At 68.6% G+C, this 18,752-nt stretch carries 15 protein-coding genes; 2 read left to right on the top strand and 13 right to left on the bottom strand.

From position 1 onward, the window contains the following. Positions 1 to 238 precede the first annotated feature (238 nt). The 12 genes from FJV41_RS37065 to FJV41_RS37120 form a co-directional block, all read right to left on the bottom strand. Entirely contained in the window at positions 239 to 913 is a 675-nt protein-coding gene (locus tag FJV41_RS37065; protein WP_141647327.1) for an ABC transporter ATP-binding protein, read from the bottom strand. A 2-nt stretch (positions 914 to 915) separates the two neighbouring features. After that, positions 916 to 3,309 carry an FtsX-like permease family protein gene (locus FJV41_RS37070; protein ID WP_141647328.1) on the bottom strand — a complete coding sequence of 798 codons (2,394 nt, stop codon included), beginning with the start codon at positions 3,307 to 3,309 and terminating at the stop codon, positions 916 to 918. A 12-nt stretch (positions 3,310 to 3,321) separates the two neighbouring features. Next, positions 3,322 to 4,854, bottom strand: coding sequence for a lysine--tRNA ligase (gene lysS, locus FJV41_RS37075; protein WP_141647329.1), 1,533 nt, complete (start codon positions 4,852 to 4,854; stop codon positions 3,322 to 3,324). A 73-nt stretch (positions 4,855 to 4,927) separates the two neighbouring features. Continuing rightward, on the bottom strand, positions 4,928 to 5,311 hold the full coding sequence (locus FJV41_RS37080) for an anti-sigma factor family protein (RefSeq protein ID WP_141647330.1): 384 nt from the start codon (positions 5,309 to 5,311) through the stop codon (positions 4,928 to 4,930). Then, on the bottom strand, positions 5,308 to 5,934 hold the full coding sequence (locus tag FJV41_RS37085) for an RNA polymerase sigma factor (RefSeq protein WP_141647331.1): 627 nt from the start codon (positions 5,932 to 5,934) through the stop codon (positions 5,308 to 5,310). Before FJV41_RS37085 ends, FJV41_RS37080 begins: the two co-directional genes overlap by 4 nt. Before the next feature lie 125 nt (positions 5,935 to 6,059). Next, positions 6,060 to 7,182, bottom strand: a protein-coding gene (gene prfB, locus FJV41_RS37090; RefSeq protein ID WP_246137653.1) for a peptide chain release factor 2 whose coding sequence is annotated in 2 segments (ribosomal slippage) — positions 6,060 to 7,112 and positions 7,114 to 7,182 — 1,122 coding nt in all. Because the reading frame shifts where the segments join, the coding sequence is not laid out codon by codon here. A gap of 69 nt (positions 7,183 to 7,251) precedes the next feature. Next, the gene (locus FJV41_RS37095) at positions 7,252 to 8,580 is read right to left on the bottom strand and encodes an Lnb N-terminal periplasmic domain-containing protein (protein WP_141647333.1); all 1,329 of its coding nucleotides are present in this window, start codon (positions 8,578 to 8,580) and stop codon (positions 7,252 to 7,254) included. Between the two features lie 100 nt (positions 8,581 to 8,680). Continuing rightward, positions 8,681 to 9,538 (bottom strand): rRNA maturation RNase YbeY, encoded by an 858-nt coding sequence (gene ybeY / locus FJV41_RS37100; protein ID WP_141647334.1) that lies wholly within the window; start codon positions 9,536 to 9,538, stop codon positions 8,681 to 8,683. Positions 9,539 to 9,560: 22 nt separating this feature from the next. Further along, positions 9,561 to 12,053 carry an HD family phosphohydrolase gene (locus FJV41_RS37105; protein ID WP_174466579.1) on the bottom strand — a complete coding sequence of 831 codons (2,493 nt, stop codon included), beginning with the start codon at positions 12,051 to 12,053 and terminating at the stop codon, positions 9,561 to 9,563. Positions 12,054 to 12,188: 135 nt separating this feature from the next. Further along, positions 12,189 to 13,283, bottom strand: coding sequence for a PhoH family protein (locus FJV41_RS37110; protein ID WP_141647336.1), 1,095 nt, complete (start codon positions 13,281 to 13,283; stop codon positions 12,189 to 12,191). Positions 13,284 to 13,364: 81 nt separating this feature from the next. Beyond that, on the bottom strand, positions 13,365 to 14,486 hold the full coding sequence (locus FJV41_RS37115; RefSeq protein WP_141647337.1) for a DUF4388 domain-containing protein: 1,122 nt from the start codon (positions 14,484 to 14,486) through the stop codon (positions 13,365 to 13,367). A gap of 4 nt (positions 14,487 to 14,490) precedes the next feature. After that, a complete protein-coding gene (locus FJV41_RS37120) occupies positions 14,491 to 16,671 on the bottom strand; it encodes a tetratricopeptide repeat protein (RefSeq protein WP_141647338.1) in 2,181 nt (726 codons plus the stop codon). 144 nt (positions 16,672 to 16,815) lie between these two features. Between FJV41_RS37120 and mazG the strand changes: the two genes are divergently transcribed. Together mazG and rpsT are read left to right on the top strand one after the other, a co-directional pair. Beyond that, the gene (gene mazG / locus FJV41_RS37125) at positions 16,816 to 17,991 is read left to right on the top strand and encodes a nucleoside triphosphate pyrophosphohydrolase (RefSeq protein ID WP_246137654.1); all 1,176 of its coding nucleotides are present in this window, start codon (positions 16,816 to 16,818) and stop codon (positions 17,989 to 17,991) included. A gap of 136 nt (positions 17,992 to 18,127) precedes the next feature. Further along, positions 18,128 to 18,400 (top strand): 30S ribosomal protein S20, encoded by a 273-nt coding sequence (gene rpsT, locus FJV41_RS37130; RefSeq protein ID WP_141647340.1) that lies wholly within the window; start codon positions 18,128 to 18,130, stop codon positions 18,398 to 18,400. A gap of 74 nt (positions 18,401 to 18,474) precedes the next feature. On the opposite strand, the gene lptE is transcribed toward rpsT, so the two are convergent. After that, on the bottom strand, positions 18,475 to 18,752 hold a 278-nt coding region (gene lptE / locus FJV41_RS37135), incomplete at its 5' end, for an LPS assembly lipoprotein LptE (RefSeq protein ID WP_368773778.1).

The following is an 18,752-nucleotide window of genomic DNA, read 5'->3' on the forward strand; positions in this document are numbered from 1 at the left end:
GTCCTGAGGACGTTCAGAGGCGGGGGCAGGGGTGCTCGGAACCGGGGCCGCGGAAGGCGCACCCCCGTTCACCTGCGCCTGGACGGAGCCAGGCACGAGCGACCACAGGACGACCGCTAGCAGCGGGAGCAGTGACTTGCGGGACAGAACGGGGTGCCTCAAGGGGAGACCGGCCAGAGAAAGGCGGGGCAATGTACGGGAAGGGGCGCGACGCCCTCAATCCAAAAGCGCGGAGCCATCAAGCCTCCGACACCTGCCCGCCAGCCAGCCGCAGGCGGCGGGGCATGGAACGGGCGAGCGTCTCATTGTGGGTGACGACCACGGCGGTGATGCCCAACTCCCGATTGACGTCTCTCAGGAGCTGGTGGATGCCCTCGCCCGTCGCCGGGTCCAGGTTTCCGGTCGGCTCGTCGGCGAGCAGGACCGCGGGTTTGAGAACCAGGGCGCGGGCCAGGGCCACCCGCTGGGCTTCACCACCGGACAGTTCCCCTGGCCTGTGGTCCACCCGCTGACCCAATCCCACCCGCTCCAGGAGCTCCCGGGCATAACCGTAGGCCCCGGAGCGCTCCCGGCGCTGGATGAGGGCCGGCATGGCCACGTTCTCCAGGGCGGTGAACTCCGGCAGCAGGTAGTGACTCTGGAAGACGAAGCCCATGGTGCGGTTGCGGAACTCGGCGATCTCCGCGTCGTTCATGTCGAACACGGAGCGGCCATCGAAGAAGACCTCGCCGGCGGCGGGGGCGTCCAGGGTGCCCAGCACGTGAAGGAAGGTGCTCTTCCCCGCGCCGGAGGCTCCCACCAGGGAGACGAGCTCCCCCTTGCCGATATCGAGCGACACCGCACGCAGCACGTCAATGCGCTTGCCGTGCAGGAAGTAGCTCTTGAAGACGTTGCGGATGGACAACAGCGTCATGGCTACTCCGCCTTGAGCCCTTCCACCGGTTCCACGCTGCTCGCCTTGAGGGCCGGGTAGATGGACGCCAGGTAGGTGACGAGCACCGCGATGACGACAGCCAGCGCGGTCTGCAAAGGTTCGATGCGCACCGGCAGCGCGGGAATGTAATAGACCTCCGGGTCCAGCTTGATGCCGACCTTCTCGATGAAGAGGCACCAGGCCAGGCCGGAGAACAGGCCCAGCAGGCCTCCGGCGACGCCAATCTGGAGCCCTTCCGCGAGGAAGATCTTCACGATGCCGCCATCGGGGACACCGAGCGCCTTGAGGACGGAGATCTCCTTGCGCTTCTCCAGCACCAGCATGATGACCGTGGCGACGATGAGGCCCGCGGCGACGATGATGATGATGGAGAGGATGATGCCCATCACCAGCTTCTCCAGGCGCAGCGCGGAGAAGAGGTTCTTGTTCATCTCGCCCCAGTCGCGGGCGCGGTAGGGGTACCCACCGAGCAGCTTCACCACCTGGCCGGAGATGCGCCGGGCATCGTCGATGTCGAGCACCTTCAGCTCGATGCCGGACGCGCCCTGGATGTTGAAGAAGTCCTGCGCTTCCTTGAGCAGGATGTAGACGAACTTGGAGTCGTACTCGTACATCCCCGAGTAGAAGACGGCCGCCACGCGGAAGGCCCGGTTCTTGGGGATGGGCCCCGTGGGTCCCAGCTCCGTGCCCAGGGGCGACACCACGTTCACCCGGTCGCCCACCACCACGCGCAGGGACGCGGCCAGCTCGCGGCCGATGACGATGCCGGGCAGCACGGGCGGCTTCGTCGGCTTGCCGGAACGGCGGATGATGTCGTCTCCGCCCTCCTCCCCTGCCCCACTCCCCTCGGGCGTCTCCGACTCTTCCTCGTCCAGTCCGCGCGAGAGGATCTTCTCCGGCGTGTAGAGGATGTCGAGCGAGCCGTTGCCGAGGATGTTGCGGGGCAGGTCCGTGACCTCGCCCACGGTGGCCGGGTCGATGCCCTTGATGATGACGCCGTCGACGTTGCCCTCGGAGGCGATCATCACCTGGTTGATGATGAACGGCGTCTGCCCAGCGATGCCGGGCACCTTGCGGATGGACTCCATCACCTTGGAGTACTCAGGAAGGTCGCCCGCATACCGCGTCACCACCGCGTGCGCGTTGGTGCCCAGAATCTTCTTCTGGAGGTCCGCCTCGAAGCCGCTCATCACCGACAGGACGATGATGAGGGCCATGACGCCCACGCCCACGCCGCCCACCGACAGCGCGGTCATCATCATGGTGGGCGACTGCTCGCGCAGCTTCAGCGAGTGCAGCGCCTCCGATGCGGCCAACGGGTCCGACAGGCCCAGCGCGCGGATGCGGGTGCGCTCCACCGCGGCCTCGGCGGCGCGGATGATGAAGTACACGAGCAAGGGCGGGATGATGCCGAACATCAGCACCGCCAGCGTCCCCAGCAGCAGCGACGGGCGGAAGACGGCCACGTGGCGGCGGGCGACGAACAGCTCGAAGCCCAGCTTCAGGTCCACGCGCCCGCTGCCGGCGGCGACGAAGCCCGTGTTGATGCCCAGCACCAACGCCAGCACCAGGCCGGTGAAGGTCAGCCAGTACGCCAGCTCGGGGCGGCCGAGCAGGCTCGCCACGTACGTCACCTCGCGCAGCCGGTAGCCCAGCTGGAGCTGGAGCCACGGAATCCGCTCCATCAAGGTGAGCAGGAGGGGGACGGGCAGCCCCAGGTAGAGGACGCCAATGGTGGCTTCCGGCAGCGACAGCCGCTGCGCGCGAGACGCGCCCACGAAGCCGGAGATGAAGGCCACCGCGGCGGCAATCACCAGGGAGATGGCGAACGCGCCGGTGGGAGGCAGCGACAGCCCTCCGCCCGAGTCCTTCGCCGCGCTCAGGTCCGAGGAAGGAACTCCACTGGACAGCACCGTCTGGAGGAGGACGAGGACGAGCTCCGCGAGCAGGATGCCGCCGCCGTAGGCCCCCAGCGTGCTCCAGTAGAAGTCCCGGTAGCGCGCCAGACGCGGGTACAGCGGAGCCCCGGCCGCGAGGCTCGGGCCCTCCGTCGTCGCCGGCGCGCGCTGGGTCCCCAGCGCGACCAGGACCCAGCCCAGCAACCAGATGAGCGTGCCGGAGACGAGCGACCAGGACCCGGCGGGCGGCAGCGAGTCCTTCACCGCGGCGTGCACCGGCAGGAGGGAGGCCCCGTTGATGGCCTGGAGTACCCCACCCCAGCCGAAGAGGGACAACCCCAGCGCGGAGCTCACCTCCGCCCAGGCGCCTGACGCGGAGATGGACCACCCGAGCAGGATGAATCCGACCAGGGCCACGAGGGCCCCGGCCCAGAGGAGAATCCAGCGGTGGACGGTCTGCCGTTCTGCCGAGTGCACTTGGCCTCCTGGCTACTTCGCCAGTGGCTTGAGGAGGGGGAACAGGATGACGTCGCGGATGCTCTGAGAGTCCGTGAACAGCATCGCGAGACGATCAATCCCGATGCCTTCGCCCGCCGTGGGAGGCATGCCGTGCTCGAGTGCCCGGATGTAGTCCTCGTCGTAGTCCATCGTCTCCTGCTGTCCGCGCTGCTTGGCGTCGAGCTGGGCCTGGAAGCGGCCCTTTTGGTCCAGCGGGTCGTTCAGCTCGGAGAAGGCGTTCGCGATTTCCCGCCCCGCCACATACAGCTCGAACCGGTCCGCGATTTCCGGATTCTGGTCGTTCCTGCGGGCCAGAGGGGAGACGGCGGTGGGGAAATGGGTGATGAAGGTGGGATGAATCAGGGTGTGCTCGACGTGGGCCTCGAAGAGGGCGCCCACCAGCTCCCCGTGGTTCATCGTATCAATCGCGCGCCGCTCGGACTCGCCATGCGCCGTCTTGAGCAGCTCGTGGCGCAGCTTGTCGGCGTCCGCCATGTCCTTGTCGGAGAGCGTCCCGCCGCCCACGGCCTCGCGGATGGCCTCCACCATGGAGATGCGCTTCCAGCCCTTGCCGAAGTCCAGCACATGCTCGCCGTACTTCACCTTGGTGTCGCCAGTGACGGCCCTGGCCGCCTCGGAAATCATCTCCTCGCTCAGGTCCATCAGGTCCTCGTACGTGGCGTACGCCTGATAGAACTCGAGCATGGTGAACTCGGGGTTGTGCCGGGTGCTGACGCCCTCGTTGCGGAAGTTCCGGTTCACCTCGTAGACGCGCTCCAGGCCGCCCACCACCAGTCGCTTCAGGTACAGCTCTGGAGCGATGCGCATGTACAGGTCGATGTCGAGCGCGTTGTGGTGCGTGGAGAACGGCCGCGCCGCGGCACCCGACACCAGCGGGTGCATCATGGGCGTCTCCACCTCGATGAAGTCACGGCCGTCGAGGAAGGAGCGGATGAAGCGGACGAGCTTGTTGCGCCGGAGGAAGGTCTGCTTCACGTCCGGGTTGGACACGAGGTCCAGGTAGCGCTGGCGGTAGCGGATCTCCACGTCTGTCAGGCCGTGCCACTTCTCCGGCAGGGGCCGCAGGGACTTGGTGAGCGGCGCGAACTTCGTCGCCGCCAGCGTCAGCTCGCCCGTCTTCGAGCGGAACAGCGTGCCGGTGACGCCCAGGAAGTCGCCCAAATCACACAGCTTGAAGACCTCGTAGCCTTCCGCGAGCGCGTCCTTCTTCATGTGGACCTGGATTTCGCCGGAGCGATCTCTCAGCTTGATGAAGGCGGCCTTGCCAAACGAGCGCATCGCCACGAGCCGACCCGCGACGTCGTAGGAGACGGGGGTCTGCTCCAGTGCTTCGGGGGTGTCATCAGCGTGTTTCGCGAGGATGTCGGCCGCGAGGTGCTGGGGGCGGTGGCCATTGCCGTAAGGGTTGAAGCCGGCCTCACGCCATTTCGCGGCCTTCTCCAGCCGCTGGTCGTAGATTTCCTGCTCCTTCGAGCCCAGTTCGTTGTTCTGGTCGTCAGCCATCGCGCGCCCTTCCAAGAGGCGCGGCACCGTAGCCAAGGCTCCCTCAGGACGCAACGCAACACATCGGGAAGCTTCAGGGGGCCGCCATCAACAGGAAGGCAGCGACCGCCGCGGCCAGCAGCAGGGGAATGAGAATCTCCACTGGAAAGCGGTGCTGCATGTGCGCCATGTGCAGGCCCTTCAGCCCGAAACGACGCTGGCGGCGCACTCGAGTCATCACCAGCGACGCCAGCGCGGGCGGGGCCTTCTCGCGCTCCACGCCCTGGAGACGTCGTACGGTGCGCGAATATCCCTCCCACCCCTGGCGGCACTCGTCGCAGCCGTCCAGGTGCGTACGCACCGCCTGCGCCTGGGGGGCGGGCAGCTCGTCGTCGGCGAGCGCGAAGAAGAGGGCCTTGGCCTCGCGGTGGTTCAGGTGCGGGTCCACGTCCGGGAGTCTGCGATGGAATCCACTCATGGCTCAAGCCGCCCCAGGAGGTTCGCCAGCTTTTCGCGCGCCCGGTGGAGCCGGCTCTTCACCGTGCCCTCGGGCAGCTCGGTAATGTCGACGATTTCGTCGTAGCTCAGCCCTTCGATGTCGCGCAGGGCCACCAGCATGCGTGCGTCGGGCTCGAGCTGGGAGATGGCCCACTGCACCCGGGCCCGCTCGCGCGCGGACTCCAGTGCGGCATCCGGTGCGGGCGGAGCTCCGGGCCCGTCCACCCACAGGGTGCTCGTCTCGTCGTACTCCTCCGAGCGGCCCCTGCCTCGACGCTTCAGGTACTTCAGCCGGTTGATGCAGTGGTTCTTGGTGATGCGGAACAGCCAGGTGGACAGCTTCGCGTCCTCGCGGAAGCGGCGGACGTTCTGGTGCACGCTGACGAAGATTTCCTGCACCAGGTCGTGGGCTTCCTCGCGGTCCCCCACCATGCGGACACAGAAGTCGTAGAGCCGGTCCTGATGCGTGCGCACCAGCTGCTCGAAGGCCTCGGGTTCGCCCTGGCGCAGCCGGGCCAGCAGGACCGCGTCCTCGCGTCGTGACGCGGTCGCATCCGCGGCCGGCCCGTCCTGTCCGATTTCGAGCACGCCGCCCGGCGACACCGGTGTCCTCCCGCGACAGCCCCTCCGAGGAGGAAGGGCCACTGCCCCTTCAAGCCTATCCCGTTCCCCTGCCCCACCGCGCCTCCGACAACAAGGCGCGGAAAAAGGTTCCCGGGTGTCGGGGGCTAATCCATCGCCGCGTTGCGGTTGGGGTTCTTCACCCCCAACAACTGCGCGGTAATGAACTCCTCCAGGTCGCCGTCCAGCACCGCGTCCACGTTGCCCGTTTCCACACCGGTGCGCAGGTCCTTCACCATGCGGTAGGGGGCCAGCACGTAGGAGCGGATCTGCGAGCCGAAGGAGATGTCCTTCTTCGCGGCCTCGGCGGCGTCGCGCGCGGCCTCGCGCTTCTTCATCTCCAGCTCGTACAGGCGGCCTCGCAGAATCTTGAAGGCCATTTCCTTGTTGGCCGACTGCGAGCGCTCCGTCTGGGTGGTGACGATGATGCCCGTGGGAAGGTGGCGCAGCTGAGCGGTGGAGGACGTCTTGTTCACCTTCTGTCCACCCGCGCCGCTGCCTCGGATGAACTTCAGCTCGATGTCCTTCTCGGGGAGGTCGATCTGGATGGCGTCATCCACCTCCGGATAGACGTCCACCGACGCGAAGGCCGTCTGCCGCCGCGCGTTGGCGTCGAACGGGGAGATGCGCACCAGCCGGTGCACGCCCACCTCGGCCTTGAGGTAGCCGTAGGCGAAGTCGCCTTCGATGCGCAGCGAGACGTTCTTGAAGCCCGCCTCCTCGCCCGGCACCTCGTCGCTGATCTCCACCTTCCAGCCCTTCGTCTCGCAGTAGCGCGTGTACATGCGCAACAGCATGGCCGCCCAGTCCATCGAGTCGGTGCCACCGGCGCCGGCGTTGATGTCCATGAAGCAGCTGCTGCGGTCCTGCTCACCGGACAGCATGCGCGCCAGCTCCAGCTTCGCGACGTCACCGTCCAGCCCCGCGAGCGAGCCCTCCGCCTCCCGGGCCGTGTCCTCGTCGCTCATCTCCGCCGCCAGCTCCAGCAGCGTCTGCGCGTCATCCAGCCCGCGCATCACCCTGTCGTAGGAGGCCACGCCCGCCTCCAGCGCGGACTTCTCCTTCAACATCGACTGCGCCTTGGTGTTGTCGTCCCAGAAGGTGGGCAGCGTGCTCTCACGCTCAATCAACGCGATGCGGGACCGCTTGCGGTCCAGGTCAAAGATGCCCCCGGAGCGCCAACACGCGCTCCCGAAGGCCGTTGATCTTCTCCATCGAATCGTTCGCCATGTCTTGTTCTCCGCGGGCGCGCGGTGCCGTCAGCGGCCACCGCGTGGAAGTAGGTTGAAAACGAAAGCGTCAGGGCGTCTTGAGCGGAGCGACGGTGTCGCCACGGTCCGCTGACGCGCGGTGGGTCCCGGTGAAGCGCGCGAGGACCCGGTCCAGGCTGAAGGCCCCCGCCATCCCCACGGAAATGGGCAGGATGAGCGCGATGAGCCGCCCGTTGTCCTGGTCGAACGGCGGGAAGAGCTTGAGCAGGATTCCCAGCACCGCCGTCACCGTGAGCACGCCCCAGACCGTGAAGAGCCGGGCTCGCGCCTTCGGGTTGCCCCGCATCAGCGACACACCAAAGGGCACCGCCAGCAGCGTCAGCGGGTTGGCCAGGAACAGGTTCTCGTTCCGGTAGACCACCGTGTGGTCCGTCACCAGCCACATGACGAAGAGCGCCGTGCCCGGAATGCCCAGCATCAGTCCCAACAGCGCGTTCTCCAGACCGAGCAGCACCCGCGCCAGCCTGCTCCCCCGCTTGCGCTCCCAGGCAGCCAGTCCCAGTGCCCCGCCGCCCAACATCAGGCCCAGCGCGAGAAGCCAGGGGCCCCAGGCAGGCGGCTCGGCGGGGGGACGCGCGCGGTCGGGCGACGCGTAGTAGTTCCAGCTCCTGGCCACCAACGGCCGGGACAGGCCATCCGCGCCCTTCAGCTGGAGCGCCGCCACCTGCGTCTCCAGCTCGTCCGGGAGGAACGCCTCCTCCCAGCGGGTGATGGGATGGTCAATCTCATCGTTCATCATGAAGTCGAGCAGCACGCTCATCGGAGCGTTCACCGACGTGTAGCGCCGCGTGTGCTCGCGCAGCGTCATCCGCCCCGGGGCCCGGTCCGCCTCGCGGAGCTGTCCACCCGTGGCCCCGTCAATCATGTCCCGCAGACGCGTGACACAGTTGTCGTTGTAGTGGTGATACAGATAGTCGCGATTCTCCGGCAGGACGTTGTCGGCCAGTCGCTTTGCGACCTGCTGTCGCTGCTCCGGAGTGAGGTTCAGCTCCTGGATGCGGACGTCGCGGTCCTCGGCTCGGTAGAAACCATAGGTCCTGTCGACGCGCGCCTGCCCCACCCAGAACTCCAGCCGACCCATCGCGAAGCGGGCGAGCATCGCGTCGTCGAAGGAGAACATCCCGTAGTTGTAGAGGCGCGCCACGCCGAGCCGGCGGTCCTCCACCACCAGCGAGCCGTGTCCCCACCACGAGGGCACATCGTCGCCCGGGCTGAAGGTGGCCAGCGAGATGACGAGGTCCTCGCCCTGGCTCTCCCCCGTTCCCCAGGGAGGCACCAGGTCCGAAGCAGCCGCGCGCGCGGGGGCCGCGAGCAACAGGCAGAGCAGGCAGAGAGCGATGAGCGACAAGCGAGGCATGGCTTTGTCCAACACGCGGGAGGCGGCCTACCTATCATGCACGCCGTCCGACTCAATCGACAGGATGCCGGATTGTCCGCCAGGGGGCCGTGCGAGGCCCCTACATCAGGCTGCGGGCCCGGCGGGCCTTCGCGTCCACCTGGAGCGAGTCCGCCACCATGCCGCGCTCCCCCAGAAGCTCTTCCTCCAGCGCCGCCATCCGCTTCGCATCACGCGGGCGCTCGTGGTCGTGTCCCAGGAGGTGCAGGAGCCCGTGCGCCAGGTAGCGCGCCATCTCCGACTCCAGCGTGCGGCCGTACTCCTTCGCCTGTCGCTTCGCCGTGTCCAGCGAGATGACCACGTCGCCCAGCGGGCGCGGGCCCGGCGTCCCCCGGGGCTGCTCGCCCGCGGGGAAGCTCAGCACGTCCGTCGCCTTGTCCTTGTCCCGCCAGGTGCGGTTGAGCCGACGGATGGCGCGGTCATCCACCAGCGACAGCGACAGCTCGCAGTGGGCCAGCGACAGGCGCTTCAGGTAGTCCCGGGCCCATGTCGTCAGGAGCCGGCCGAACTCCTTGCCCTGCCCGTGCGCGACCTGCACCGTCACCACGTTCTCCTTCTCCCGGGGCGCCGGCGCCTCCATGTGCGCGCGCTCCGGACGGAAGGCCGGCGCGCAGACGGACCAGTAGTCACACGCGCCCTTGCCGTCGTTGCGGTACACCACGCGCTTGCCGCGCGGCACCATGCCCACCTCGCCCGCGGGGATGCGCTCGCGACGGCCCTCCACCACCAGCGTCAGCTCCCCCTTGAGGACGATGACCACCTCGTCGAACTCGGGTCGCTGAGCCGGCTCGGCCCAGCCCGGAGGGGCCAGCATCCGCGCCACGGACGCCGCATCCGTCCCCGTCGTCGCCGCGCCCACGAACTCCTCGATGCGCTTGCCGTCATCCCTCGGGATGACCTTGCCCTTGCGAAGTCTCACGCCGTCACTCCCCGCATCCCACTCACAACGCCCCCGCCGAGCGAGGCTTGTCCTTCGCCTCCACGGCCTTCCCACCCGCCACCACCAGCGGCGGCGCCTTGCCGCCTCCCACCGCACCGGCCGGATAGACGGGACGCGTGTGGTAGATGCCCTCCAGCGTGTGCAGGAAGGACTGGGAGATGAGGTTCAGGTCCTTCAGCGTCAGGTCGCACTCGTCCAGCTGCCCCTCGGAGAAGATGAGGTTGATGATCTTCTGCACCTGCGCATGCAGCTTCGTGCTGGTCGGGTCCGTCATGGACCGCGTCGACGCTTCCACCGCGTCGGCGATCATCACCAGCGCCGCCTCGCGGAACTGCGGCTTCGGTCCCGGATAGCGGTAGATGCTCTCGTCGATGGGCGGCGCGCCTTCCTTGCCCTCCTGCTCCTTCAGGGCCTTGTGGTAGAAATACCCCACCGTGCGCGTGCCGTGGTGCTGCGGAATCGCATCCGCCACCAGCTTGGGAAGCCGGTACTGCCGCGCCATCTCCAGCCCCTCCGTCACGTGGCGCTTGATGATGACGGCGCTCATCGCGGGCGCGAGCGCGTCATGCCGGTTCTCGCCCTTCTGGTTCTCCCCGAAGTACAGCGGATTCCGACCCTTGCCGATGTCGTGGTAGTACGCGCACGAGCGCGCCAGCAGCGGATTGGCGCTGATGGTCTCCGCGGCGTTCTCCACCAGCGTGCCGATGATGATGGAGTGGTGGTACGTGCCGGGCGCCTGGACGATGAGTTCCTTGAGCGCCGGGTGGTTGAGGTTCGCCAGCTCCAACAGCTTGATGTCGGACGCGTAGCCGAACGTCATCTCGATGAGCGGCGTGAGCGCCATCACCATGACGGGCACCGCGAGTGACGAGCCGATGAACGAGCTCACCGCGGTGATGGCCGTGTCCGCCGACAGCCCCTTGCCCTCCACCAGGAACAGGAAGAGCACCGCCACCGTGTTGGCCGCGCCCGTGACGAGTCCCGCCCGGAAGATGCCCACGCGGTCCTTCGCCTTGACGATGCGGTCGGCCGCCACCAGCGAGCCCACCAGCGTGTAGATGCCGAACGCCAGCGAGTTGCCCAGCATCACGCCCGCAAGACAGGCGAAGACCATGGCGAAGAAGAGCGCCAGCTCCTGCGTGAGGATGAAGCGCACCAGCATGGCGCCGGCCGCCACCGGGAACACATAGTAGAGCGCCTCGATGGGCAGCGCGGTGTACCGGTCCTGGATGGCGTCCGCGATGGACACCCACAGCTGCAACAGGGCCAGCGTCCCCACGAGCAGGATTCCCAGCAGCAACCCGTCCTTGCGGGTGGGCCGGAAGCGTCGGAACGCGCTGATGCAGAAGAAGTACGAGGCGACCACCAGCAGCGCCACCAGCCCCGTGCCCCCCAGTTGCACCTGCACCAGGTCCAACCGGTCCGTCTCCGCGCGCATCCCGCGCAGTACGACGAGGTGCCCTTCGTTCACCAGCTCGCCATCACCGATGACACGCTGGCCCTTCTTGATGGAGATGACCGCGTCCTTCACCGCCTGCGCGGCCTGGTGACGTCGCGCGTCCGTCTCCGCGATGTTGATGGTGAGGTTGGGCCGCACCAGCCGCTTGGCCAGCCGCAGCACGGCGCGGCGCTGCACACCCGGCGCGTCCGGGAGGAGGTTGCCGGGGATGGAGGCGAAGCGGTCCAGCTCCTGGTGCGCCTCGCGAATGTCCACCACCTGCGGCGCGCCGTTGGGCAGCGTGTCCTCGCCCTTGTTCACCACGTCCCGGACGGTGAGCCCCTGGGGCGCCTCACGCGCCAGCTCCTCCCGGGAGCCCGCCACGTGCACCGGCCCCTGCTCGGAGCGGTAGGCCCGCTCCAGGAGCACCAGCGTGGCGGCCTCCACCTCTTCCGAGAACCCCTTCCCATAGAGCGCCTGGAAGTCCTCCGCCTCCAGCCCCGCGTCACGCTGGCCGAAGAGCAACTCCTGGAGCTCCGCCTGCATCGACTCACGGCCTCGGCGCTCGCGCTCCACCTGCTCCGGGGTCGGCGCGGGGTGGCGGCGCGGCTTCTTGCCTTCCTCCGGCTCGACGTCCGGCTGGGCGTCCGTCAGCTCCGTGAGCCGCTCCCGCATTGTCGCGAAGGAGGCTCGGACCACGGTGCGCAGATGTCCCACCACCGCGGGATTCAGGTCATAGACGGGTTTGACGGCGGCCCGGGCGTCCTGGCGTCGCTGGGTCGTCATGGCCCGGTGGACGACTTCGTAGTCGCGCGCGGCCTTGAAGCCCGCGGGAGAGCTGGCCCGGAAGGGCTTGCCGAGATTCTCCTCCGCGAGCGCGGGTATCTGCTGGCTGTAGAGGCCCGGGGAGATGACGAAGCCCGCCCCCACCGAGACAGTCAACAGGAGGAACACCTGGACCGCACGCCGCCCCCAGACGCCTTTTCCCAACCCAAGGCGTGCTGCGAGCGCGTCCAACGGACTGGGCGCGGGGGACTGCGGTTCCGGTTCGTCCATGGAGGTCCTCACCCTAGATAGGGGCCGTGGCTCCATCAAGGCCGCAGCGCCCCGGAAAATTCACGGGGGCGGAAATACGAATGCCCGCCCGCCAGGGTACGGGCGGGTGGGCATAGGTAGGCCAGAGCCTGAAGTTCAGCCGACCGCAGCCTCGGGAGTCACGGGAGCCAGGGACGCGGCCCCCTTGTCCAGCGTCGAAGCGGAGTGGGAGGCCGCGCGAGCGTGCTGGGCCTCCTTCTGCGCCAGCTCCGCCTTGTCGTAGGCGCGGATGACCTCCTGGACCAGCGGGTGCCGGACGACGTCCACGTCGGAGAACTCCGCGAAGTGGATGCCTTCGATGTTCTTGAGCACCGTCCGCGCGTGATTCAGGCCAGACATCTTCCCGGTGGGAAGGTCCACCTGCGTCACGTCGCCGGTGATGACGGCCTTGCTGTTGTAGCCCAGGCGCGTCAGGAACATCTTCATCTGCTCCACGGTGGTGTTCTGCGCCTCGTCGAGGATGACGAAGGCATCGTTGAGGGTGCGGCCGCGCATGAAGGCCAGCGGCGCCACTTCCACGACGCCCTCTTCCACCAGGGTCGCCGCGCGCTCGGCGGCCATCATGTCGTGCAGCGCGTCGTAGAGCGGACGCAGGTAGGGATTCACCTTCTCCTGCATGTCGCCAGGCAGGAAGCCCAGCTTCTCACCCGCCTCGACGGCGGGACGCGCGAGGATGATGCGCTTGACCTTGCGCTCCTGGAGGAAGGCCACGGCCATCGCCATGGCCAGGTATGTCTTGCCCGTACCCGCGGGGCCCACCCCGAAGACGATGTCGTGGGCACGGATGGCATCCACGTAGCGCTTCTGGGCGATGCTCTTCGGAGCAATCTGCCGGTTGCCGGAGCTCTTGAGCACCGGACCGAGCATGACCTCCTGGAGCGACTCCGCGCCCCGGCCGAGCACCTTGATGCCCTGCTCCACGTCCTCGCGGTACAGGGGGCGGCCCGCGCGAATCATCCCCTCCAGGTTCTCCAGGAGGCGCACGGAGAAGGCCACGGCGTCAGCGGGGCCGGACAGATGGAACTCCGTGCCCCGTTGTCCCACCCGGACCCCGAGGCGCCGCTCCATCAGCTTGAGGTTTTCGTTCTGGTTGCCGCACAGCGCCATGGCCGTCTCATTGTCCCGAACGTCCACCTTGGCGGAGGTGGTCGAGACGGCTGCGGTCGCTTCCAACGTGGCGGGATTTCGCAATGCGTGTCGTTCCTCGGTCGGTACCGCTGTCTTCAACGTAACGCCGCCCCCCAGGCTCCGAAAGACGACTTTGGGTAAAGGCTAGCGCAAGGGTGGCAGGAGGACGAACCGCCGAGCGGCCAGCCGCCGGTAGTAGTACTCCTCCCGCCAGGGGTATCTGAGTTCCTCCGAACTCAACAAACCAGCTTGCACCAAAGCATCCAATCGCTCTGGCAGCTCACCGCGTTCCAGACGGAACACTTCCAGCGCGGCCTCGATCCGGACGCGTTGGGCATCGGAAACATGACGCTGCGCCGCGGCGTCGGCGAACGCGGTGGCCGCGCGCGTGCGCTCCGGATCCGCCAGCGCCACCCTCGACACCACCACCGCCAGCACCGCCAGCACGCCCATGGTGGCGATGACGCGACCCACCGCGCCCCCCAGGCGGGAGAGCAGGCGCTCGTCCCCTGGTGCGGGAGCCCGAGCCCCCTCGGGGTGGATGACACGCACGTACTCGCCTCGCACGAGGTTGTGCAGGGCCTTGCAGGTCTCGAACTCGCCCAGGCAGCAGACGTCCACCAGCTTGCGCAGGTCGCGGCCCAGCGCGATTTCGTCATACACGCGCCGCTCGGTGGTGGCGATGACGCCCAGCTCCCCACCCTCCTCGCCTTCGCGCGGAGGGGGCAGCGCCTTGATGCGCTCGAAGGAGAGGTCGTCGCGGTGGATGGACTTCCGGATGACGGGCCACTCGTCCACCATCCGGAAGCCCTCCATGAGCACCGTCTCGGCGCGCAGGGGGCGGATGGCCTCGGCGTCGGGCTCCACCGGCTCCTGGATGAACTCGTAGGTGCCGGCCTTCCAGGTGAAGAGGCGGTAGAGCGTCTCCGTGGCCTGCAACTGCATCATCGACTGGAAGCGGTCCGCGGTGAGGGCCTGACTGGAGACGAGCACGTCACCCAGCCGCTTGAGGGTGCGCCGCTGCGTCTCCAGCGCGGCCTCCAGCTGCGTCTCGGTGATGAGTTCGGCGCGCACCAACATCGCGCCGATGAGGTCCTTGCGCTTCCGGGTGACGCTTTCGACCTTGATGATGTGGCCGTCGCGAAAGCCGATGCGGACTTCCTGGTCCTTGTTGTCCAGTTGGAGCGAGCCCGTCTTCTGCTGCTGCCCGATGAGCTGCAGGATGTCGCCGATGCCGAAGTCCTTGAGCGTTCCCTTCAGGGCCATGGTCTCACTCCCCTTGCCGCAGCCGGTGCAGGCCGCGCAGCGACAGCAGGTGGACGCTCACCAGCAGCAACACCGCCGGCACCAGCTTGAGATACAGCGGCGCGTCCCCATGGGGCGCTCGCACCAGTCCATGGTGCAGCAGCGTCGCGGCCAGCGCGAAGAGGAAGAGGAAGGCATACAGCGCGCCGCGCACCGCGCCTCCAGAGAACACATGCCCGGCGCCCGACAGCACCGCGCCCACCGCATACGTCACCCGGCCCGCCCACGCCTGGTGACGCTGCACCTGATCCGCCTTGCGCTGCCGCAGTTGCTGCGGCACCAACCCCCGGCGGGAGAAGACGTTCACGCACTGACCGCACTGAGCGCTGCCGATGCCCAGCTCCGGATCACACCGCACGCAGACCGGGCGGCCACAGCGCTCGCACACCTTCGCGGCCCTCAGCCTCTGTGCCAGGAGGCCCCAGAAGACCAGCAGCACCGCCGCCACGGCCGGCAGCGCCCAGGCCACCGGCCCTGGCTCCACGCCCGGCAGCAGCCAGCGCTCCAGCTGCGCCTCCACCCGCCGCCCCGCTTCTGTTCCATCCGCGAGCGACAACCACTCCGACTCCGGCAGCGCCGGCGCCAGCATCAGCAGGTTCAACAGCAGCCGGTCCTCCGGGGGTGGCTCACGCCGGAGCAGCGCGCCGTCCAGCGCCTGTGCGGAGGCCGTGGCGGTGGTCACCCGCTCCATCGCCTTGCCCACCTGCTCGTCCGGCAGCGTCTTGGCCTGTCGGCGGTAGACCTGCGCGATGTTGTAGTGCGGGGCCGCCATCTGCGGATCCGCCTGGGACGCCTGCACGTAGAGCTGCGCCGCCCCATCCACGTCCCCCAGCCCCACCAGCGCGTTGCCAAAACGGGTCAACAGCCGGGCATCGCCGTTGCGCACGGCCGAGGCCGCCTTGAAGTGCAGCCGGGCATCCTCCAGCAGCCCGCGACGTGACTCGTACTGCCCCAGCGCCGCCAGCTCCGGGAAGGTGGCCGCGCGCGCTTCGTGCCGGGCCTTCACCCGAGCCATGGCGCCCTCGGCGGACAGGCCGCCGCGCTCCAGCAAATACACGTCCTCGGCGGGCGTGCCCGCGAAGGCCGTCACCCGGGTGAGCTGTCCCGCGGCCAGCGGCGTCAGCCCCAGTCCCGCCATCAGCACCGCCGCCACCACCCGCTCCTGCCGGGTGAGGTAGGGCACCACCACCGCCAGCAACACGAGCAACCGGGGCACCAGACCCATTCCCAGCGTCAGAGGCAGGCCCAGGAGCAACACCCCCAGCAGCGCGGACTGCCACCGGGCCACCGCGCGCGGCAGCAGGTGGTGGAAGTCGTGCAACGCGTAGCGCACCCGCCGCAGGAACAGCAGCCCCACCAGCGCCACCGCCGTGGCCGACCACGCCAGCAGCATCAGCGAGCCGAGGTCCGCGAGCGCCGGTCCGCGATAGCGAGGGTCCAACGCCATCGACACGAAGGCCGCTCGCAGCTCCCCCAGGTAGCGGCCCGGCTCCGCCGGGGACGACAGCGCGTAGAGCTCCGCCAGCCCGAAGCGCGTGAGCGGCAACCGGGGCGACAGCTCCACCGCCAGCTCCGCCAGCCGAAGCGCCCCCCCCATGTCACCCGCTCGCCTGCGCACCTCCGACTCGCGCAGGAAGCCGATGCTGATGGGCTCCAGGTCCGCCGCGAGCAGCTCGCGCTTCAGCGTCACCAACTCCTGCTGCGCCTTCTCCGCCGTGGCGGAGTCATTCGTCGCACGCGCCTGCCGCCACCGGTCCCACACCGCCAGCACCTCGTCGTCCGACACGCGAGGCGTCAGGATGGGACTGAGCACCGGCCTGGGCGCGATGACGACGGGAGGCGGCTCGACCGGAGCAGGCGTCACGGTGGTCTTCGAGGGAACCGGGACGGCCGGGGCCTTCCCCTTCGCGCCCCTCGGGGACTTCCGGGGGACGTCGTCCGGGTCGGACTCGGACTCACCGTCGTCGACGGCACCCTCGTCGGCCGGCTCGGTCGTGTCGTAGGACTCGTCCTGGAGGTCGGGCTCGAGCGGACCGGGGTCCACCTCCTGGAGCCGCGTGGGCGCCTCGAGTTGAGCGGATGCCAACGCCGGAGTCAGGAGCAGCAGGCCCCAGAGGATCAGGGAGGAAAGCGGGAGGCGGATCATCCAGGGCTCGGATGATAGGCGAGCCCGGCCGAACCACGAAACGGAACGCCACCACTCCCGCCTTTCCGGATGAGGCCCACGGCCCGCGTGTTAGAGGGACGCACGTCGCGGGACTGTCCCCGCCAGGAGGCGACCGTGAGCGAAGTGAGCACCCCCGGGACGGAGCTGGAACGTCTGGTGGCCATCATGAAGAGGCTGCGCGCCAAGGACGGCTGCCCCTGGGACAGGGAGCAGGACCTGGGCTCGCTCCGGCCCTACCTCGTCGAGGAAGCGTTCGAGGTCCTGGACGAGATGGACCGCGTCGCCTCGGGCGGGCCCTGGTCCCCCCTGTGCGAGGAGCTGGGCGACCTGCTCTTCCAGATTGTCTTCCACGCCCAGCTCGCCGCCGAACTGGGCGAATTCACCATGGCCGACGTCAGCAAGGCCATCAGCGACAAGCTCACCCGCCGACACCCCCACGTCTTCGGCGACCTGCGCGGCGTGGACGGCTCCGAGCAGGTCCTGGCCAACTGGGCCAAGCTCAAGGCCGATGAGCGCAAGAGCAAGACAGGCAACGCGGGCTCCGTCCTGGACGGGGTGCCCACCGCCGCGCCCGCCCTCCTGCGCGCCGAGCGACTGACCGAGAAGGCCAGCCGCATCGGCTTCGACTGGCCCGACCTGGCCGGCGTGCGTGGCAAGCTGGCCGAGGAGCTGGTGGAGCTGGACGAGGCCATCGCCTCCGGAGAGCGCGACGCCATCGCGCACGAGCTGGGAGATGTCCTCTTCTCCCTGGCCAACCTCGCGCGCTTCGTGAAGACACCCGCCGAGGATGCCCTGCGCATGGCCATCCTCCGCTTCACCTCCCGCTTCCAGCACATCGAGTCCGCCCTGAACTCCGAGGGTGTCCCCTTTGGCGGCGCCACCCTGGAGCACATGGAGCGCCACTGGCAGGCCGCCAAGGCGAAGGAGAAGTCCCTCCCTCCTCCCATGTCGCTGCCCCGCGCTCCGGTCTCCACGCTGCGCCTGGGCGTGGCGGACCTGGACGCCCAGCGCGCCTTCTGGGACTCGCTGGCCCCCACGCTGGGCTGGATCACCAGCCGCCCCGGGCCGGACGAGGCTCGCTACGAGGACGGCTCGCTGCGACTCATCTTCCAGCGCGCCTCCACCTCCGCCGTGGGCACCCGCTTCACCCTGGAGGCCCCCTCCGCCCGCGCCGTGGAGCGACTGCGGCAGGAGGTGGAGCAGGCCCTCCCGGGCGGAGTCCTGATCCTCTCAGCCGGAAATCTGACCTTCCAGGATCCGGCCGGGCTGGTGTGGGAATACACCCCCTTCTCCGGATGATTCCCCCCGCGCACCCGCTGATCCGCGTCCAGAGTCCGGAAAACCCGGCTGGCCGCGCACGCCCGCCTTGACGCCTGCGAGGCGTCGCAGTAAGGACGGCCCCTCTTTTTAGCCTGCCTTTCGCTGGAGATTTCTCTTGGCCAACACCAAGTCCGCAGAGAAGCGTCACCGTCAGTCCCAGAAGCGCCGCGCCCGCAACGTCACCGTCCGTTCGGACGTGAAGACCGCGGTGAAGTCCGCCCGGGAGGCCATTGGCACCAAGGATGGCGCCAAGAAGACGGATGCGCTCAAGGCGGCTTCCAAGGCGCTGAGCAAGGCCGCCACCAAGGGCGTCCTGCACAAGCGCACCGCGTCCCGTCGTATCTCCCGCCTCGCCAAGGCCGCCACCAAGAGCGCGCGTCAGGCCTGATGCACCAAGGGGACTCCTCGGAGTCCCCTGCGCAATTTCGGAAGCAGGCTCCCCGGGAGGAGGCACCCGCCTCCTCACCAGGTGCTGGCCAGCCGATCAAACCCGTCGCGCATGAGCACTTCCGCCAGCCGGTCCATGGCCGCCTGACGGTTGGACTCCGCCTCGAGAATGTCTCCACTCCCCGGCCGATAGTCCTCGGTCCCCGAGATGACCGTCTCCTGGGGCTGCTGACCATCGCGCACCAGCCGCAGCCGCACCGTGGCGGAGACGCGGAAGAACCCCTCGAGGATGGTCGGCGAGCTCCACAGCACGAGCACCGTCCCCTCGACGCGCGCGTCGCACGCCCCCCCGC

Source organism: Myxococcus llanfairpwllgwyngyllgogerychwyrndrobwllllantysiliogogogochensis, assembly GCF_006636215.1.
Lineage (GTDB): Bacteria > Myxococcota > Myxococcia > Myxococcales > Myxococcaceae > Myxococcus > Myxococcus llanfairpwllgwyngyllgogerychwyrndrobwllllantysiliogogogochensis.

Bases quoted from the DNA above. Each gene is read 5' to 3' on its own strand.
- FJV41_RS37105 (WP_174466579.1), bottom strand. From the start codon at position 12,053: ATGGACGAACCGGAACCGCAGTCCCCCGCGCCCAGTCCGTTGGACGCG.
- FJV41_RS37120 (WP_141647338.1), bottom strand. From the start codon at position 16,671: ATGATCCGCCTCCCGCTTTCCTCCCTGATCCTCTGGGGCCTGCTGCTC.
- FJV41_RS37095 (WP_141647333.1), bottom strand. From the start codon at position 8,580: ATGCCTCGCTTGTCGCTCATCGCTCTCTGCCTGCTCTGCCTGTTGCTC.
- lysS (WP_141647329.1), bottom strand. From the start codon at position 4,854: ATGGCTGACGACCAGAACAACGAACTGGGCTCGAAGGAGCAGGAAATC.
- FJV41_RS37065 (WP_141647327.1), bottom strand. From the start codon at position 913: ATGACGCTGTTGTCCATCCGCAACGTCTTCAAGAGCTACTTCCTGCAC.
- FJV41_RS37080 (WP_141647330.1), bottom strand. From the start codon at position 5,311: ATGAGTGGATTCCATCGCAGACTCCCGGACGTGGACCCGCACCTGAAC.
- FJV41_RS37115 (WP_141647337.1), bottom strand. From the start codon at position 14,486: ATGGCCCTGAAGGGAACGCTCAAGGACTTCGGCATCGGCGACATCCTG.